Source organism: Bradyrhizobium sp. USDA 4503, assembly GCF_054055815.1.
Map to the genome: position 1 here is coordinate 5,511,882 of NZ_JBSRXS010000001.1, position 16,392 is coordinate 5,528,273.

A 16,392-nucleotide genomic window follows, 5' to 3' on the forward strand; every position below is an offset into this window, starting at 1 on the left:
GTTGACCGCAGCCCTTGGCGAACCTGACATGGATGATGCGGATCTCGGCTTGTAAAATTACCACTTCGTCCGCGGGGTGGCACTCGTTGAGTTTGGCTTTGAGCAAAAAAGCGCAGGGCGCCGGAGTCACTGACAGTAGAGGGTCCTGACGGTCGCGGCACGATCGCTTTCTTCGTGTGGCAAATCCGCGACAGCGAGCCAATTGCGCGCCTCAACGCGTTTTTCGAAGCCGTTCAGGATTGTCACGATTCGTAAGTCTGATTTAATGCGTCTCGACCTGAGGTGGCGGGGATTCTGACAATGGAGAGATTGCGTTGCAGCACGGCGCTGATTTGCGCCGGCTTGACGATTCTTTTGGCAAGCAGTCTGCTTTTGAACAATGGGGCTCAGGCGAAGCCCGGAACGGCGGTGGCGCTTAGATCGACAAATTCGCCCGCTCGACTGCATTCTTCTGCGGCGCACGTTTATTTATTCCGCGGATTGTTGAACGTCTTTTCTTTGGGCATGGACGACCTTGCCGCTCAGTTGCAAGCGGCTGGCGTTGTCGCGGCTGTCGCAAATCACACTCAATGGAGAAGCGTCGCCGACGAAATCATCGTAAGATATAGGGCAGGCCAGCGCGGGCCTATCATACTGGTGGGGCACTCTCTTGGTGCAGATGCCGTGATGTCGATGGCGGAGCACCTTGGCCAAATGGGCGTGCCGGTTGCTTTGGTCGTCCCATTCGACGGAACATCGTCGCATATGGCATCGGCCAACGTAGGGCGCGTTCTAAATCTGTACAAAAATGAAGGCGTTAGAATAGGTCGCGGACCCGGCTTCCGCGGCGAGCTGACAAATTTCTATGTTCGTAATGCAAACGTCACTCACTTCAACATCGATAAAGACACGGCGTTGCATAGCATGGTTCTACGAAAGATCAGGGCAATCGGATCGGCTGTCGCGCGCCCACGAAGAAATCAGAGTCCTTCGAACCCGGTTTCATCTGCAGCCCGAGCTTCGACCAACTCTTAGCATACCGTCCAAAAGGACAGTTTGAAGTTGGCGTTGACGCAAGATGTGAGGCTTTAGATTAGGTCCCTGCAGGAGCCCGGTGTCGGTGTTGTTTTTGCTTAGCACTTTAGGCCGGGAGACAGTCAGTGACGCCATTTAGAAAACTCTCAGCCGCCATCGCCATTTGTTGCGTGGCGGCCGTGTGTGCAGCCTTCACAAAGCCGATTCATATCGTGGCAGTCGGCGCAAGCAACACCCAAGGCTGGTACGTTGGGAGGCAAGGCGCTTACCCGGCCAAGCTAGAAGCCCTGCTGAGGGAGAAGGGCGTCAATGCGACCGTCGCCAATGCCGGAGTTCCCTTTGACACCACCGCCGGCATGTTGAAGCGCATTGATAGCGACGTGCCAAAGGGAACCGACATCGTCATCTTGCAGCCTGGAGGCAACGATAGGCGCTTCCTTGTCACGAAGGAGCAGCGGGCGGCCAACATCGCGGCGATGGAGCGACGGCTCCGTGATCGCGCCATCAAAGTCATTTTGTACGACGAAGAGATTCCTCCGCAGTATTACGCTTTCGATCTTATTCACCTCACGGCTGCCGGGCATGCTTTCATAGCGTCGCAATTGCTCCCGCGAGTGTTGGAGATAGACCGGAGAGCCACCGTGCCTCCGCCGCGCGCGAGATAGAAAAAGCCTTGCCATGCCGGCATTGTGCTATCCGGTTCGATAGAGCGAACCGGGCGACGCATCCACCCAGGATCCACCTGTCGGACTGCCAACTAATCGGTGGAAACGACCCGCAAGCCCTGTATGATTGGTTCATGCCGGTCTGTGGACGTGCTTCTGTCAGATCTCAACGCTCGCCAAGGATGCTACCCTTTCGATGATCGGCGAAGATGGCGCGCCAGCGAAACAAGCGCGTGGTCCATGATGACGCCCGGTATTGCCAAGTTCGTGTTCGTGATGATGGCGGTCGGTTGGTATCTCATCCGCTACAGACACGCGCGTCGTGCTCGCCGTGAAAAGGTCGCGAGAAGCGCCCGAGGCTCGCGCGAAAACACCCTGCTGCTGATATCGCTCACGGGTCTTGGCATTGTGCCGCTCGTCTACATCGCAACGGCCATGCCTCATTTCGCATCATACGCTTTCCGGCCAGCTCAAGCCTGGCTGGGTGTTTTCGTCGCGGTTGCGGCGCTGGTCATGTTCCGGCTGACCCACCGAGCTCTTGGTCGGAATTGGTCCTTAAGCCTCGACGTGCGGGAAAATCATCGCCTGATCACAGACGGTATTTATCGGACAGTTCGCCATCCTATGTATACCGCATTCTGGCTTTGGGCTGCTGCTCAGGCATTGCTCCTTCCGAACTGGGTGGCCGGTTTCGCAGGCCTGATCGGATTTGGAACCTTGTTTTTCGGGCGAGTTGCCCGAGAAGAGCAGATGATGCTGGAAGCCTTCGGCGACGAGTATCGCGAATATATGGCCCGGACCGGACGCCTTTTACCGAGGCTGTTCTGAGCCGGCCACAAGAGACTCCTCTCGCCGAACTCACGTCCGATACTCACGCAAAGCAATAATGCCGTGCCGTTTTTGTCACACTCGGCAAGGAAATGACCGCGCAAGCGCCAGCTTTGCTACAGCGTTAATTACGCCATGGCCTTTAGAGGGTAGGCTGTTCATGTTCACGCTACCCATCTCGGAGATCACGATGTTGAAGTTCCTGGTTGCTGGAGTTGCGACGTTCGGTTTTGTGGCTGCCGCCAGCGCGGCAGACCTTCCTCATCCGCAGCCGGTTACTGCTACGGCTCCGGTTGGCAAGATGCCGATCGGCAAGTATCCGGTTGGCAAGTACCCCGTCGGCAAGTACCCGGTTGGAAAAGCTCCTGCTCCGATCGTGACGAAGGGTTAGCTCGAGGATCGCTCAGTCAGCGCACGCTTTAGTTTTGCTGAAGGCGCTGCTTGGGGCCGACTACCCTTGTGAGGGCTTGAACGTGCCAGAATCCAATCGGACACGGGGCGGCTTGTGGCTGCTTGCCGGAATTGGTGTCATTGTGGCTTCCGTGACTTTGGAAGCCGGCATCGGTCATGCGCAGCAATTGGCTGCGCAAACGGATCAAGCGCCGCTGCGGCAGGACAAGCCGCGTAAGCCGTCGACGAGGTCGGTTGTGGCAACGGCCGTCGCGGGTTCAAGCGGTCCCGCTTCCGGAGCAGCCGCGAAGCCGGTTCGAAGGTCCTCGGCCAAAGGGCCGTACTACGTCGACTTTCGTGCCCGCACGGCGGCTTCTTATGGGCATGCGTTTGTTTGGTACGGCAAGACAAGCGAGAAGCAGGTCGAAGTCGCCGGGCTGCACCCGGCGGGCGATGTCCTGCCTTATGTGCTCGGACATCTTACTTGGGTGCCCTCCGAGACCGGAGCGAGCTACGGCGACCTTGACGAGCAGTATCTGACGGCCAGCTATCGCGTGTACTTGAGCGAGGCCGACGCGAAGAAGGTCTTTGCGTACATCAAGCACCTCCAGGCGACCTCGCCTGTTTGGAATGCGGAAACGACCAATTGCACGGCCTTTATTGGTCGCATCGCCAACTTCATGGGCCTGAAGGCGCCATTCCATTTGTTGAAGCCTGAGGAATACGTAAATCAGTTGAGAGAGTTGAACGGCGGGCGCCAAACGGCGCAGTTGGCTGATTCGGATCGCTAGTTTTCCCGCTAAGGCTGTTCGAAATACCGGGAGGTCGAGGCTGTAGCGGATCGCGGCTGCCGCAAAGGTCCAGTTGCGCAAGGCAAGCGCCGCCTCGGTGGCGTAGCCCTGTCCGTCATAGAGCAGCCAGCCAAGCTCCTGCTCCGGAAACAGCGGCCCATGGTTGATGCCGACCTGGCCGACGCACTGCTTCGAAGCTGTGACCTCAATCATCAACGCGCCATGGCCGAACAAGCGCCAGCACGCTAGGTCGTGGCAAAACATCCCCCACGCCGCGCGCACATCGATCGGGCCGCCCATTCCGGCCGATCGGAGCGAGGCCAGGAACGCCTGATCGGCGGGGAACTCGTCAATCGCCTGCGGACGCAGCGTCAGGCGAGCGGTCGTGATCGTGTGGAATGTCAGCGCGCAGCGGAGCCCGCTAGGCAGGGTGGCCTGCCACTCGAAGCCCGGCAGGGCGAAGGGTGGCGGAGAGGGAGGGATTCGAACCCCCGATAGGCTTGCACCTATGCCGCATTTCGAGTGCGGTGCATTCAACCACTCTGCCACCTCTCCGATGGCCCGGGTGATTTGCGCCACCCGCGGTCGGGGCGTGTTCTAGGCGAGGATGGCGGGCCAGACAAGGCGCTGCAATAATATTTCCGTCACCCGTGCCTCGCGCCACCAAAGCACCAGGACGGCCGGAGAAAGCGCGCGGAAACAAAGCGCTAGCAGAACGGTTCTGGCTCGATCGGCGCGCGAGCGAACCAGCCGGAGCAGGAGCGGGCCATGGAGCATGTGACGATTCGAGCCAATGGCGCGGCGTTCCACGTCGCGCGGACCGGGACGGGCAAGCCGCTGCTGCTGTTGCACGGCTGGCCGGAGTTCTGGCTGACCTGGAAGCCTGTCATGGCGCGCCTCGCCGGCCGCTACACCCTGATCGCCCCCGACCTGCGCGGCTTCGGCGACAGCGACAAGCCCGAAGGCCCCTATGGCCCCGATCAGCATACCGACGACATGCTGGCGTTGCTGGACGTGCTCGGGATCGACAAGGCCGGCGTGGTTGGCCACGACGTCGGTGGCGCCGTGATGCAGCCCCTCGCCCGCAAGGCGCCCGAGCGCATCGCCGGATTGTTTTTCTTCGATTTCGTCTATCCCGGCATCGGGCCGCGGATGGCCGCGCCCGACCGGCTGAACCACATCTGGTACCAGTCGTTCCACCAGATGGAGATGGCGCCGGCGCTGGTCGGCGCCAACAGAGACAGCTGCCGCACCTATATCGGCCATTTCCTGCACAACTGGTCGCACCGCAAGGCTGCGTTCGACGACGTGATCGAGGACTTCGCCGACAACTTCTTCAAGCCCGGCAATCTCGCCGGCGGCTTTGCGCATTATCGCGCGTCGCATGCGGCGCGCGTGAAGATGATGCAGGGCGAAGCCCCGGCGCTGCCGCCGATCACTGTTCCGACCTGCATTCGCTGGGCCGAGCACGATCCGCTGTTTCCCTATGCCTGGACCGACCGATTAGGCGAGACCTTCTCCAATCTGGACCTTGGGATGTTTCCCGATGTCGGGCATTTCCCGCATCGCGAGGACCCCGACCGCGCGGCCGCCGAGATCGCCGGCTTCTTCGGGCGGATCAATTGGAAGTAGGAGTGGTGGGACCGCCAGGACGCGACAAAAACTGGCGGTCCCGTGCCGCTTCTTAATATTGCTGGCCGGGAAGTGCGGCTTCGCCGGTCGGCGGGAGCGACACGGTCCACGGTAGCGACCGACGTCGAAACGGCAACGCGAACCCGATCTTAACCTAACCGATCAACCTTACCGTGCGTAATCCGCGGCCGCTGGATCTGCGGATGGAGGTGCCCGGATTTCGCGGAGCCTGTCATCGGGCGCGCATTCGCGCGACCCGTTGGCTGCATCCGGGCTACGCATGCTTACCTCCCCTTGAAAAGGGGAGGTCGCTTTGCTCGCCAGAGCAAAGCGGGTGGGGATCTGCTCTCTCCGCAAACAGCATCGCCTGCGGCTGACCCCCATCCCGACCTTCCCCCTTTCAGGGGGAAGGAGAAGGCAGACCGTAGCCCGGATGGAGCGCGCACGATCGCTGAAGCCCGCACGGCTCAGGCGTCGGCTTTCCTGGCTTTTTTGGCCTTTTTCTCGCTCTTTTCGCTCTCGTCATCCTTGTCTTTCTTCTCGGCCTTCTTCTCGTCCTTGCCGTTCTCCCGCTTGCGATTGGTGTAGCGGGCATTGCCAAGCCCGGTTCCGATCGTCAGCACGCCCCAGCGCGAGACGTCCTGCATGAACGGGACCTCGGCCAGCCCCTGCACCACGCCGTCATTGTGCATCACGATCGCGGTGTCATGATCGCCGATCTGCGGGATCGCCTCGACCAGACTCGCCGGCAAGTTGAATTTGCTGCTCTCCCAATTGCCGGGCAGGTTCTGCGCGCCCTTTTCGATCGATCCGTCGTCATTGATGACGCCGGGACAGGCGATGCCGATGAACGGCGCGAGCTTGAGATTCTCCTTCTCGGCGGCGGCAATCAACTCCTTCAGCATCTTCACCAGCCGCTTCACCGCGCCCTCGCGCGTCGGCTCGTCATCGGCGTGGCGCCACAGCTCCGATTTCCAGACCGCCGCCTTGGAGAGATCGGGCGCCTTCTTCCAGCGCGACTCGACCACGCCGCAGCGGATATTGGTGCCGCCGATGTCGACGGCGAGGACGCCGTCATGGGCCTCGAAAATCCACGATGGCGCCAGATGCAGCGTGCCGATCAGGCCGGCATCGTCGGGGTGAAAGCGGATCGGCAGCAAATCGACCTTGAAATCCTCCGACTTCAGGATGATCTCGGTGCGTGCGATGGCGAGTTCGCCGAGCCTGGAGTCGCGGAAGCCGCCGCCGACCACGATGCGCTCGGTCTTGGCCCAGGCCTTGGTGTTGAGGAAGCGCCGCGTCACATGGGCGAGCTCCTGCGCAAACTCCTCGATGGCGCTGTGCACGACCGCCGAGGCCTCGGTGTCGTCGCCGACCAGCAGCTCATCGAGCTTCTTCTTGCTGATCTTGTCCGACGGCTCGTCGCCGAACGGATCCTCGTCCGACTTGCGCAGCGGCTTGCGCCAACGGTCAAGGATCTTGCGGAACGCGCCCTTCGAGGCGCGATCGCCGAGAAAGCCCTCGTCGTCCTTCAGCTCGATGTTGAAGCTGTCGATGTCGACAGACGGCAACCGCGCGGCACCGTGGTGCGCGATGCCCGTGGTCAATCCAGCGTCTTCAGCCATTCGCCCTTGCCTGCCCGCTTGAGGTTGCCTGCACTATTGTTTGAGCATGATCATTTCGGAAAACCGCTTCGCACTTTTCCGGATCATGCTGTAACGGCCGGGAACTCAAATGGTTGCGTCCCGCGTTCGGGCACTCGGCCTGCGCGGGACGCAATTTTCGCAAGGGCGTCAGGCGGCCTTCACCCCATAGCGGACCGCAGGCGTGCTGCGCGACAGGTTCGGCATCAGCTTCTGGCGGGCCGCCTCATAGGCCTGCCAATCGGCAGCCTCCGGCAGCGACGGCACGGTGATGACTTCGCCCTGGTCGAGACCGGCGAGCGCGGCGTCGACCATGTCCTCGGCCTTCATCACGATCTCGCCGGGCAGATGCTCGACCGGCGTACCGGCCACGCCCCAGAATTCGGTCGCGGTGGCCCCCGGCAACACCGCCTGGACCCGGATGTTCTTGTCCTTGAGCTCGTGCTGCAACGATTGCGTCAAGGCGAGGACGAAAGCCTTGCTGCCGCCGTAGACGCCGTTGAGAATTTCGGGCGCGACGCCGACGATCGAGGCGATGTTGACGATGGTGCCGTTGCCGCGCGCGACAAATCCCGGCACCGCCGCATAGGTCAGGCGCATCAGCGCATCGACATTGAGCGCAATCATGTCGCTCATCTTGTCGACATCGGACGCGAGCAGCGGCGCGGTCGCACCGACGCCCGCATTGTTCACCAGCACGCTGATGCCGGTATTGCTGCGCAGAATGGATTCGATCCGTGACACGTCGCCGCGCTTGCCGAGGTCGGCGGCAACGATCTCGATCGATCGGCCCGTCTCCGCCGACAGACGCCTGGCAAGCCCATCGAGGCGCTCGCGGTTGCGTGCGACGAGGATCAGATCGTAGCCACGCCGTGCGAGCCGGTCCGCGTAGATGGCACCGATTCCGGACGACGCACCGGTAACGAGCGCCGTTCCTTTGGCTGACTTGGTCATGTTGGTCTCCTGTTTGACCCGAACGGCCGGTTTTGGCCGCTGTTCAGGTTCTACAGGCCCCCTTGCATGTCTCAAATGTCATATATACACCTTTTTAGGACACGTATCGTGGCTGGAGGGTTCCATGCAGGAGATCGGCTTCGTCGTCTTCCCGGGATTCCAGGTGATGGGCTTCACCGCCATCACCGCCTTCGAGATCGCCAATCTGGTGGCGGGTGAAAATTTCTACCGGGTCACACTGCTGTCCGAGAATGGCGGCCCGGTGCGGTCATCCGCGGGCTTCAATGTCGAGACCGAAGCGTTCAGCGCGCGCAGCTTCGACACGCTGTTCGTCGGCGCGGGCACCGAGCTGCATCCAGCGTCACCGAAGCTGACCGACTATGTTCGCCGCGCCCTGACGGCGTCACAGCGCATCGCCGCGCCCTGCGTCGGCGCCTTCTCGCTCGCCGAAGCCGGCCTGCTCGACGGCCGGCGCGTCTCCACGCATTGGCAATACGCCGCCGAGCTGCAGGCGCGCTTTCCCAAGCTGAAAGTCGAGCAGGACCGCATCTACATCGTCGACGGGCCGATCTGGACCTCGGCCGGCATGACCGCGACGATCGATCTGGCGCTGGCGATGGTCGAGCATGACCTCGGCGTCGAGGTCGCCCGTTCGGTGGCGCGCAAGCTCGTCGTCTATCACCGCCGCACCGGCGGACAGTCGCAGTTTTCGGCGCTGCTCGAGCTCGACCCGAAATCCGATCGTATCCAGAACGCGCTCAATTACGCCAAGGCGCATCTGCGCAACGAGCTCTCGGTCGAGGAGTTGGCCGCCGTCGCACGGCTCAGCCCGCGCCAGTTCAGCCGCGCCTTCCGTTCAGAGACCGGCCAGTCACCGGCCAAGGCGATCGAGCATCTTAGGGTCGAGGCGGCGCGCGAATTGATCGGTGACGGCCGCCATTCGATGGACGAAATTGCCGTAGAGACCGGCTTTGCCGACCGCGAACGGATGCGGCGGGCGTTCTTGCGGGTGCTGGGCCAGCCGCCCCAGACCATCCGACGCCACGCGAGGATCGCGGCCCAGGCGCAGGCTTGAGCCGCCAATCTCGGCCAAAACCATGCCAAACCCTTCATTTTTGGCCGGTTTTTGCCCTGCTTTACCTTGACTCTCGGTCGTTTGCGGCTATAAGTCCCCCCATCCGCGCGCGAGGATTTCTCGCGCCGATCGTTTTTGTGCGGACCATTTGGGAATTCATTCCCTTCGCACGAGACACGCAACCCATAGCGACTGAACAAAAAGCCGACCCGGGCGAATCGTCCGAGGCCGGGATCGAACACGAAGGAATCAAACGATGTTCGCAGTCATCAAAACCGGCGGCCGGCAATACCGTGTCGTTCCGAATGATGTACTCGAGATAGGCAAGATCGCCGGCGATGTCGGCACGATCGTGCAGCTTGGCGAAGTTCTGGTGCTCGGCGGTGACACGCCGGTGCTGGGAACGCCCACCGTCGCAGGCGCGTCCGTTGCAGCCGAAGTGCTGCAGCACAAGCGCGGCGCCAAGGTGATCGCGTTCAAGAAGCGTCGCCGCAAGAATTCACGCCGCAAGCGCGGCTATCGCGACGAGCTCACGGTGCTTCGCATCACCGAGATCCTCGCCGATAACGCCAAGCCGACCGTCGGCCCGCGGCCGAAGAAGGAAAAGGTCGCAGCGCCCGCCGATGGCGAGGATGCAGCGCCAAAGGCGGCCAAGAAGAAGGCGCCCGCAAAGGCGCCGGCCGCCAAGAAGGCTCCGGCCAAGAAGGCCGCGGCCAAGGCTTAAGAAGAAGTGATCGTCGCGCTTTCAGATGTGAAGCGTGACAAAACGTGAAATGATTCCGTCAAGGAATTGATCTAGAGATCAAAGCGAAGTCGGAGACGAGCCATGGCTCACAAAAAAGCAGGCGGTTCATCGCGCAACGGGCGTGATTCCAAGGGCAAGCGCCTTGGCATCAAGGCGTTCGGTGGCGAGCGCGTGATCCCCGGAAACATCATCGCGCGTCAGCGCGGCACCACCTGGCATCCTGGCCTTAATGTCGGCATGGGCACCGATCATACTCTCTTCGCCAAGGTCGAGGGTCATGTCGAGTTCCGTGCCAAAGCCAACGGCCGCACATTCGTATCGGTTATTCCGATGGCAGAGGCGGCCGAGTAGACGGTGGACACACATGAGTCCGCCGGGTCCTGTTGAACCGGCGGAGTCGCAAAGGGCTCCAAGGGGAGGCGGGATGACCGGCCTCCCCTTTTTGTTGCGCGCGTTCCAGTTCGACCGCGCGTGACGTTCCAAGCGTTGCGTCCCGATTTTTCGCATCACAGGAGCTCGACATGTTGCAGGACATCCCGACGCCGACCTTGCGCGAGGCAAGAGCTTGCGTCCTCGAGACAGAACGGCTGACATTGCGCAAGCCGACGCTCGCGGACGTAAAAGCAATCGCACGCCTCGCCAATGACCGCCGCATCGCGGAGAACACCCGCCGCCTGCCGCATCCCTATACCCAGGACGACGCCATCGACTTCGTGCGCGCGCTCGGCGCCGGCGGGCGCGAAACCGTTTTCCTGATCGAGAACAATCACACGCCGATCGGCATGGTCGGCATCGACTGGCGCGAGGAGACATCGGCCGAACTCGGCTACTGGCTCGGCGTCGACTATTGGGGCCAGGGCTTCGGCACCGAGGCTGCGCGCGCGGTGATCGATTACTTCTTCGAGGAGTTCGATCTCGACCAGCTGATCTCGGGCGCCCGCGTCGTCAATCCGTCGTCGCGCAATATCCTCGAGAAGTGCGGCTTCCAGTGGGGCGGCGTCGAGCTGCACCGCTTCGAGGCGCTGGGCTCCTCGAGCCCGGTCGACTGCTTCCGCCTGTCACGCGGTGTCTGGACGTCGCTGAAGCGCTGGAACAACTCGACCCGGCGGGAGAGCTGAGACTTTTGGCTTCACCCTCCCCTGGAGGGGGAGGGTCGTTGCTGAAGCGCAGCGGAAGGCGCAACGGGGTGGGGTGATCTCTCCACTCGGGCACCGTTGGATGAGGAGAGCCCCACCCCGCCGCTCATTGCATTCGCGTCGACCCTCCCCCTCCAGGGGAGGGTAAACATCACGCCGGCGGATTGATCGCGGAATCCGTGCGTCCGAGCTGCTGCTCGCGCACGAAGATGTAGAGGCCGGCCGCGATGATGACAGCGGCGCCGACGATGGTGGCCCAGGACGGCACGTCGCCGAACACCACGAAGCCGAAGATCACCGCCCAGACGATCATCGAATACTGGTAGGGCACCACCACGCTCGCCGGCGCGAGCTTCAGCGAACGATTGACGCAAAGCAGCGCCGCGACCGAGATGATGCCGGCGGTGAAGAACAGCACGAGGCTGCCGGCTGACGGCGTCACCCAGCCGAACGGCGAGAGCACGAGGCCCAGGATGAAGGTGCCGCCGAATTGCGACGTCGCCAGCACGATATCGGGGGTAGCGCGCAGCGAGCGCGTGATCAGCATCAGCACCGCGAACGACAGGCTGCCGCCGAGCGCGATCATTGCCGGCCAGCTGATGGTCTGCGCCGACGGCCGAAGCGCGATCAACACCCCGCAGAAGCCGACCAGGATCGCGGTCCAGCGCCGCCAGCCGATATGCTCGCCGAGCACGAGGCCCGACATCGCGGTGACGAAGATCGGTCCGGCCAGATAGTAGGTGATGACGTCGGCGAGCGGCAGATAGACGGTCGCCATGAAGAACGCCGCAACCTCCACCGTCGACAGCGTGACGCGCAGCAATTGCAGCCACGGGCGTTCCAGATGCAGAAAATCCGCGCGCCGCTGCCACACGATCGGCAGCAGCACGAGCAGCGCCGCACAGGCGCGCAGCCACAGCAATTGCCCGACCGAATAGGTGGCGACGATGAATTTGCCCATCGCATCGCCGAACGAGAACATGAAGATCGACAGCAGCATCAACCCGATGCCGGCGAGCCGCGCCGATCGGTCGTCGTAGGAGGACAGCTTTGCGAACAGGCTCATGAGCAGACTTGCGCTTTTGTTCCCGAGTCGTCCGGTTTTAAAGACGTGGATGCCCGGGACAAGCCCGGGCATGACGAATTGAACGGATTGCCGCACCTGCGCCGCTGCGATACCGGTAGCTGATCCCGGCAACAAAAAGAGCAGGAAACGCCGCATGAGCGACTTCGACCCCACCCAGCATCGCATGGTCCCCGCGCAGCGCTGGTTCGAGGATTTCGTGCTCGGCGAGCGCTTCGTGATTCCGAGCCGGACCCAGACCTCGGCTGTTTTCGCTGCGTTCCAGACCGCCAGCGGCGACACCCATCCGATCCATTACGACGTCGAATATTGCCGCGCGCGCGGCATGCCTGATTTGCTCGCGCACGGCTTCCAGACCCTGGTGCACACCGCGCCCGGCGCGGGATTATTCCCCTATGTCGTGGAGGAGTCGCTGATCGGCTTCCTCGAGCAATCGAGCAAGTTCCTGAAACCGGTCTATGCCGGCGATACCATCTACCCCGCGCTGGAGGTGATCGAGCTGTCGCCGGGCAAGACCACCGGCGTCGTGACGCTGCGCTCGACCGTGCACAACCAGCGCCGCGAGCTGGTGCTGGAGGGGATGCAGAAATTCCTGGTCCGGCGGCGGCCGAGTTAGCCGCAAGGGCCGTAAAAAGGGCCGAAAATTAAGGCTTTTCGCTGAAGTCAGGGCCTTTCCGGGTTGCCGCCGCGGCCACCCTGCCCTAACTAGTGAAAATCATGAAATTCCTCGATGAAGCCAAGGTCTATATTCGCTCGGGCGACGGCGGCAACGGCTGCGTCGCGTTCCGGCGCGAGAAGTTCATCGAGTTCGGCGGTCCCTCCGGCGGCAATGGCGGCCGCGGCGGCGACGTCATCATCGAGTCCGTCGACGGACTGAACACGCTGATCGATTACCGCTACCAGCAGCACTTCAAGGCACAGAAGGGCACCAATGGCATGGGCAAGGACCGCCATGGCGCCAACGGCAAGCCGATCGTGCTGAAGGTGCCGGTCGGCACCCAGGTGTTCGACGAGGACCGCGAGACCCTGCTGCACGACTTCACCGAACTCGGCGAGAAATTCGTGCTGGCTGAAGGCGGCAATGGCGGCTTCGGCAACGCGCATTTCAAATCCTCCACCAACCGCGCGCCGCGCAACGCCAATCCCGGCGCGCCCGGCGAAGAGCGCTGGATCTGGCTGCGGCTGAAGCTGATCGCCGACGCCGGGCTGGTCGGCCTGCCCAATGCCGGCAAATCGACCTTCCTCTCGGTGGTCAGCGCGGCACGGCCGAAGATCGCCGACTATCCCTTCACCACGCTGCATCCGCAGCTGGGCGTGGTGAATTTCGGCGGCCGCGAATTCGTGCTCGCCGACATCCCCGGCCTGATCGAGGGCGCGCATGAAGGCGCCGGCCTCGGCGACCGCTTCCTCGGCCATGTCGAGCGCTGCCGCGTGCTGCTGCATCTGGTCGATGCGACCTGCGAGCATGCCGGCAAGGCCTACAAGACGGTGCGCACCGAGCTCGAAGCCTATGAGGGCCATCTCGCCGACAAGATCGAGATCGTCGCGCTCAACAAGATCGACGCCGTCGCGCCCGACGAACTGAAGAAGCAGAAGGACCGCCTCAAGCGGGCGGCGAAGAAGACGCCGCTGTTGCTCTCGGCGCGCGACCGGCGAAGGCGTGCAGGATGCGCTGCGCGCGCTGGTCGAGGTGATCGGCGAGGCGCCGGTGTCCAACAAGGCCAAGGGTGGCCAGGCGGAGCCGTGGGCGACGCCGGTGCCGCAGGGTTGAACGGCACAAGCCGCGCAACGCCTGGACTTCCCAAGCCACATTGTGGCGTCTATTGCTTCCACCTTCCTGCCAGACCGAATCCATGAAACGCCCCGCGCTCAAGAACTTTCGCCGCATCGTCGTCAAGGTCGGCTCATCGCTGCTGGTCGACTCGCAGGCCGGCGAAGTGCGCGCGTCCTGGCTCGCCGCGCTGGTCGAGGACATCGCAAAGCTCCACAAACGAGGCTGCGAGGTCATGGTGGTGTCGTCGGGCTCGATCGCGCTCGGCCGCAGCCGCCTGAAGCTGCCGCGCGGCCCGCTGAAGCTCGAAGAGAGCCAGGCTGCCGCAGCGGTCGGCCAGATCGCGCTGGCGCGAATCTGGTCGGAGGTGCTCGGCCATCACGGCATCGGCGCCGGGCAGATTCTGGTGACGCTGCAGGACACCGAAGAGCGCCGCCGCTATCTCAACGCGCGCTCGACGATCGCAAAGCTGCTGGAATGGGGCGCGGTGCCCGTGATCAACGAGAATGACACGGTCGCGACCACCGAGATCCGCTATGGCGACAATGATCGCCTCGCCGCCCGCGTCGCCACCATGGCGAGCGCGGATCTTCTGATCCTGCTGTCCGATATCGACGGCCTCTACACCGCGCCGCCCGCGCTCGATCCCGACGCCAGGCTGATCCCGGTGGTCGAAAGCATCACCTCGGAGATCGAGGGGATGGCCGGCTCGGCCGGGTCCGAACTATCGCGCGGCGGCATGACCACCAAGATCGAGGCCGCGAAGATCGCGACCACGGCCGGCACCCACATGCTGATCGCCTCCGGCAAGATCGAGCATCCGCTCGCTGCGATCGCCGACGGCGGCCGCTGCACCTGGTTCCTGACCCCCGCCAATCCGGTCACCGCGCGCAAGCGCTGGATCGCGGGCTCACTCGAGCCAAAGGGTACCTTGACCATCGATGCCGGCGCGGTCGCGGCGCTGCGCGCCGGCAAGAGCCTGTTGCCGGCTGGCGTGATCCGGGTCGACGGCCAGTTCGCCCGCGGCGATGCCGTGGTGGTGCGCGGCCCCGACACCCATGAAATCGGCCGCGGCCTGGTCGCATACGACGCCGAGAACGCCGAGAAGATCATGGGCCGCTCCTCGCCCGACGTGATGACCATTCTGGGCATCAGCGGCCGGTCCGAGATGATCCATCGCGACGACCTCGTGATCGGCCCGGCCGGGGCGATCCCGCCCAAATAAGCCACCGGATAGGCCATTGGCCGAGCGGGGCGGCCTGCCGCCCACCTGCCATGCCGGTTCCGCGCCTCGCCACCCTTCAATTGCCATGCTAGAACATGGTCTTAGTCCAAAGCTGGTAGTTTCATGAGCGCCCCCCTGAAGGCGATCGACGGCAACGCCGATCTCACCGCCCTGATGACCGACCTCGCCGCCAAGGCGCGCGCCGCCGCGCGCGTGCTGGCGCTGGCGCCGCCGGAGCAGAAGGACCGGGCGCTCGCCGCGATCGAACGCGCGATCCGCGCCGACGCGCCGGCCATCCTCGCCGCCAATGCCGAGGATGTTACCGAGGCGCGCGCGAGCGGCATGACCTCCGCCTTCGTCGACCGCCTGACGCTGACCCAGGCGCGCGTTGCCGGCATGGCCGATGGCGTTGCGACCGTGCGTGAGATCATCGATCCGGTCGGCGCCGTCACCGAAAGCTGGCAGCGGCCGAACGGCATGACCATCGAACGCGTCCGCGTGCCGCTCGGCGTCATCGGCGTGATCTTCGAGAGCCGGCCCAATGTCGCCGCCGACGCCGGTGTGCTGTGCCTGAAGTCCGGCAACGCCGTGATCCTGCGCGGCGGCTCGGACAGTTTCCGCTCCTGCCGCGCGATCCATGCCTGCCTCGTGCAGGGCCTGCGTGAGGCCGGCCTGCCCGAGGCCGCGATTACCCTGGTGCCGACCCGTGACCGCGCGGCCGTCGGCCTGATGCTGACGGGATTGAACGGCGGCATCGATGTGATCGTGCCGCGCGGCGGCAAGAGCCTGGTCGCACGTGTCGAGGCGGAGGCGCGCGTTCCGGTGTTCGCGCATCTCGAGGGCGTCAACCACATTTACGTCGACGCCAGCGCCAGGCTCGATATGGCCAAGGCGGTCGTGCTGAACGCCAAGATGCGCCGTCCCGGCGTCTGCGGCGCCGTCGAGACCCTGCTGGTCGATCGCAACGCTGCCGCGACGCAGCTGAAACCGCTGGTCGAGCTGTTGATCGATGCCGGTTGCGAGGTGCGCGGCGACGACGCCGTGCAGGGCGTCGATGCCAGGGTGAAGCCCGCATCCGACGAGGACTGGGACACCGAATACGAGGACGCGATCATCTCGGCGAGGATCGTCGACGGTCTCGATGAAGCGATTGCGCATATTCAAAATCACGGCTCGCATCACACCGATGCGATCGTGACGGAGGATGCCGCTGCCGCGCAAAGATTTCTCAACGAGGTCGATTCGGCGATCGTGCTGCACAACGCCTCGACCCAGTTCGCCGACGGCGGCGAGTTCGGCTTCGGCGCGGAGATCGGAATTGCTACCGGCAAATTCCACGCCCGCGGGCCTGTCGGCGCCGAGCAGCTGACGAGCTTCAAGTACCGCGTCCACGGCACCGGGCAGACGCGGCCGTGATCATTGTCGCACGCGCACGGTAA

Annotated in this window: 16 protein-coding genes, 1 tRNA gene and 2 pseudogenes; 14 read left to right on the forward strand and 5 right to left on the reverse strand. The window is 63.4% G+C overall.

Annotated elements, in window-relative coordinates:
* Positions 1 to 300: 300 nt before the first annotated feature.
* The 5 genes from ACVMIH_RS26270 (at position 301) to ACVMIH_RS26290 (ending at position 3,688) form a co-directional block, all read left to right on the forward strand.
* Positions 301 to 1,014, forward strand: a complete 714-nt coding sequence (locus ACVMIH_RS26270) for a thioesterase domain-containing protein (RefSeq protein WP_141342041.1) — start codon at positions 301 to 303, stop codon at positions 1,012 to 1,014.
* A 125-nt stretch (positions 1,015 to 1,139) separates the two neighbouring features.
* On the forward strand, positions 1,140 to 1,679 hold the full coding sequence (locus tag ACVMIH_RS26275; RefSeq protein WP_229191613.1) for an SGNH/GDSL hydrolase family protein: 540 nt from the start codon (positions 1,140 to 1,142) through the stop codon (positions 1,677 to 1,679).
* 243 nt (positions 1,680 to 1,922) lie between these two features.
* On the forward strand, positions 1,923 to 2,507 hold the full coding sequence (locus ACVMIH_RS26280) for a protein-S-isoprenylcysteine O-methyltransferase (RefSeq protein ID WP_057020970.1): 585 nt from the start codon (positions 1,923 to 1,925) through the stop codon (positions 2,505 to 2,507).
* 190 nt (positions 2,508 to 2,697) lie between these two features.
* Positions 2,698 to 2,898, forward strand: coding sequence for a hypothetical protein (locus tag ACVMIH_RS26285; protein ID WP_057020971.1), 201 nt, complete (start codon positions 2,698 to 2,700; stop codon positions 2,896 to 2,898).
* 112 nt (positions 2,899 to 3,010) lie between these two features.
* The gene (locus tag ACVMIH_RS26290; RefSeq protein WP_245311849.1) at positions 3,011 to 3,688 is read left to right on the forward strand and encodes a hypothetical protein; all 678 of its coding nucleotides are present in this window, start codon (positions 3,011 to 3,013) and stop codon (positions 3,686 to 3,688) included.
* Between the two features lie 63 nt (positions 3,689 to 3,751).
* On the opposite strand, the pseudogene ACVMIH_RS26295 reads toward ACVMIH_RS26290, so the two are convergent.
* Together ACVMIH_RS26295 and ACVMIH_RS26300 are read right to left on the reverse strand one after the other, a co-directional pair.
* Positions 3,752 to 4,198: pseudogene (locus tag ACVMIH_RS26295) on the reverse strand (GNAT family N-acetyltransferase); the annotation flags it as partial.
* Positions 4,154 to 4,243 (reverse strand) — tRNA-Ser (locus tag ACVMIH_RS26300). The pseudogene ACVMIH_RS26295 and the gene ACVMIH_RS26300, both read right to left, overlap by 45 nt.
* A gap of 213 nt (positions 4,244 to 4,456) precedes the next feature.
* Here ACVMIH_RS26300 and ACVMIH_RS26305 point away from each other — a divergent pair.
* Entirely contained in the window at positions 4,457 to 5,320 is an 864-nt protein-coding gene (locus ACVMIH_RS26305) for an alpha/beta fold hydrolase (protein WP_456863973.1), read from the forward strand.
* Positions 5,321 to 5,787: 467 nt separating this feature from the next.
* Here the strand turns inward: ACVMIH_RS26305 and ACVMIH_RS26310 are convergent, their stop codons facing one another.
* On the reverse strand, positions 5,788 to 6,945 hold the full coding sequence (locus tag ACVMIH_RS26310) for an ROK family protein (protein ID WP_057020902.1): 1,158 nt from the start codon (positions 6,943 to 6,945) through the stop codon (positions 5,788 to 5,790).
* 168 nt (positions 6,946 to 7,113) lie between these two features.
* Positions 7,114 to 7,917, reverse strand: coding sequence for an SDR family NAD(P)-dependent oxidoreductase (locus ACVMIH_RS26315; protein WP_057020903.1), 804 nt, complete (start codon positions 7,915 to 7,917; stop codon positions 7,114 to 7,116).
* 124 nt (positions 7,918 to 8,041) lie between these two features.
* On the opposite strand from ACVMIH_RS26315, the gene ACVMIH_RS26320 reads away from it, so the two are divergent.
* From ACVMIH_RS26320 to ACVMIH_RS26335, 4 genes are all read left to right on the forward strand, one after another.
* Positions 8,042 to 8,992: a GlxA family transcriptional regulator gene (locus tag ACVMIH_RS26320; RefSeq protein ID WP_057020904.1), complete on the forward strand. Its 951-nt coding sequence runs from the start codon at positions 8,042 to 8,044 to the stop codon at positions 8,990 to 8,992.
* Between the two features lie 256 nt (positions 8,993 to 9,248).
* Positions 9,249 to 9,716 (forward strand): 50S ribosomal protein L21, encoded by a 468-nt coding sequence (gene rplU / locus ACVMIH_RS26325; RefSeq protein ID WP_016847849.1) that lies wholly within the window; start codon positions 9,249 to 9,251, stop codon positions 9,714 to 9,716.
* 102 nt (positions 9,717 to 9,818) lie between these two features.
* Entirely contained in the window at positions 9,819 to 10,088 is a 270-nt protein-coding gene (rpmA, locus tag ACVMIH_RS26330; RefSeq protein WP_016847848.1) for a 50S ribosomal protein L27, read from the forward strand.
* A gap of 170 nt (positions 10,089 to 10,258) precedes the next feature.
* Positions 10,259 to 10,855, forward strand: a complete 597-nt coding sequence (locus ACVMIH_RS26335; protein ID WP_028336336.1) for a GNAT family N-acetyltransferase — start codon at positions 10,259 to 10,261, stop codon at positions 10,853 to 10,855.
* A gap of 169 nt (positions 10,856 to 11,024) precedes the next feature.
* On the opposite strand, the gene ACVMIH_RS26340 is transcribed toward ACVMIH_RS26335, so the two are convergent.
* Positions 11,025 to 11,939 carry a DMT family transporter gene (locus tag ACVMIH_RS26340; protein ID WP_456863977.1) on the reverse strand — a complete coding sequence of 305 codons (915 nt, stop codon included), beginning with the start codon at positions 11,937 to 11,939 and terminating at the stop codon, positions 11,025 to 11,027.
* 154 nt (positions 11,940 to 12,093) lie between these two features.
* Between ACVMIH_RS26340 and ACVMIH_RS26345 the strand changes: the two genes are divergently transcribed.
* From ACVMIH_RS26345 to ACVMIH_RS26360, 4 genes and pseudogenes are all read left to right on the forward strand, one after another.
* Complete coding sequence (locus tag ACVMIH_RS26345) at positions 12,094 to 12,573, forward strand: MaoC family dehydratase (RefSeq protein WP_076834607.1); 480 nt, start codon at positions 12,094 to 12,096, stop codon at positions 12,571 to 12,573.
* A 101-nt stretch (positions 12,574 to 12,674) separates the two neighbouring features.
* Positions 12,675 to 13,728, forward strand: a pseudogene (gene obgE / locus ACVMIH_RS26350) (GTPase ObgE).
* 82 nt (positions 13,729 to 13,810) lie between these two features.
* A complete protein-coding gene (gene proB, locus ACVMIH_RS26355) occupies positions 13,811 to 14,953 on the forward strand; it encodes a glutamate 5-kinase (protein WP_057020908.1) in 1,143 nt (380 codons plus the stop codon).
* A 123-nt stretch (positions 14,954 to 15,076) separates the two neighbouring features.
* Positions 15,077 to 16,369, forward strand: a complete 1,293-nt coding sequence (locus ACVMIH_RS26360; RefSeq protein ID WP_456863980.1) for a glutamate-5-semialdehyde dehydrogenase — start codon at positions 15,077 to 15,079, stop codon at positions 16,367 to 16,369.
* The last annotated feature ends 23 nt before the right edge of the window (positions 16,370 to 16,392 follow it).

Excerpts from the sequence above, each read along its gene's own strand:
- ACVMIH_RS26270 (WP_141342041.1), top strand. The coding sequence starts at position 301 with ATGGAGAGATTGCGTTGCAGCACGGCGCTGATTTGCGCCGGCTTGACG.
- ACVMIH_RS26280 (WP_057020970.1), top strand. The coding sequence starts at position 1,923 with ATGACGCCCGGTATTGCCAAGTTCGTGTTCGTGATGATGGCGGTCGGT.
- ACVMIH_RS26285 (WP_057020971.1), top strand. The coding sequence starts at position 2,698 with ATGTTGAAGTTCCTGGTTGCTGGAGTTGCGACGTTCGGTTTTGTGGCT.
- ACVMIH_RS26305 (WP_456863973.1), top strand. The coding sequence starts at position 4,457 with ATGGAGCATGTGACGATTCGAGCCAATGGCGCGGCGTTCCACGTCGCG.
- ACVMIH_RS26310 (WP_057020902.1), bottom strand. The coding sequence starts at position 6,945 with ATGGCTGAAGACGCTGGATTGACCACGGGCATCGCGCACCACGGTGCC.
- ACVMIH_RS26315 (WP_057020903.1), bottom strand. The coding sequence starts at position 7,917 with ATGACCAAGTCAGCCAAAGGAACGGCGCTCGTTACCGGTGCGTCGTCC.
- ACVMIH_RS26320 (WP_057020904.1), top strand. The coding sequence starts at position 8,042 with ATGCAGGAGATCGGCTTCGTCGTCTTCCCGGGATTCCAGGTGATGGGC.
- rplU (WP_016847849.1), top strand. The coding sequence starts at position 9,249 with ATGTTCGCAGTCATCAAAACCGGCGGCCGGCAATACCGTGTCGTTCCG.
- rpmA (WP_016847848.1), top strand. The coding sequence starts at position 9,819 with ATGGCTCACAAAAAAGCAGGCGGTTCATCGCGCAACGGGCGTGATTCC.
- ACVMIH_RS26335 (WP_028336336.1), top strand. The coding sequence starts at position 10,259 with ATGTTGCAGGACATCCCGACGCCGACCTTGCGCGAGGCAAGAGCTTGC.
- ACVMIH_RS26340 (WP_456863977.1), bottom strand. The coding sequence starts at position 11,939 with ATGAGCCTGTTCGCAAAGCTGTCCTCCTACGACGACCGATCGGCGCGG.
- ACVMIH_RS26345 (WP_076834607.1), top strand. The coding sequence starts at position 12,094 with ATGAGCGACTTCGACCCCACCCAGCATCGCATGGTCCCCGCGCAGCGC.
- proB (WP_057020908.1), top strand. The coding sequence starts at position 13,811 with ATGAAACGCCCCGCGCTCAAGAACTTTCGCCGCATCGTCGTCAAGGTC.
- ACVMIH_RS26360 (WP_456863980.1), top strand. The coding sequence starts at position 15,077 with ATGAGCGCCCCCCTGAAGGCGATCGACGGCAACGCCGATCTCACCGCC.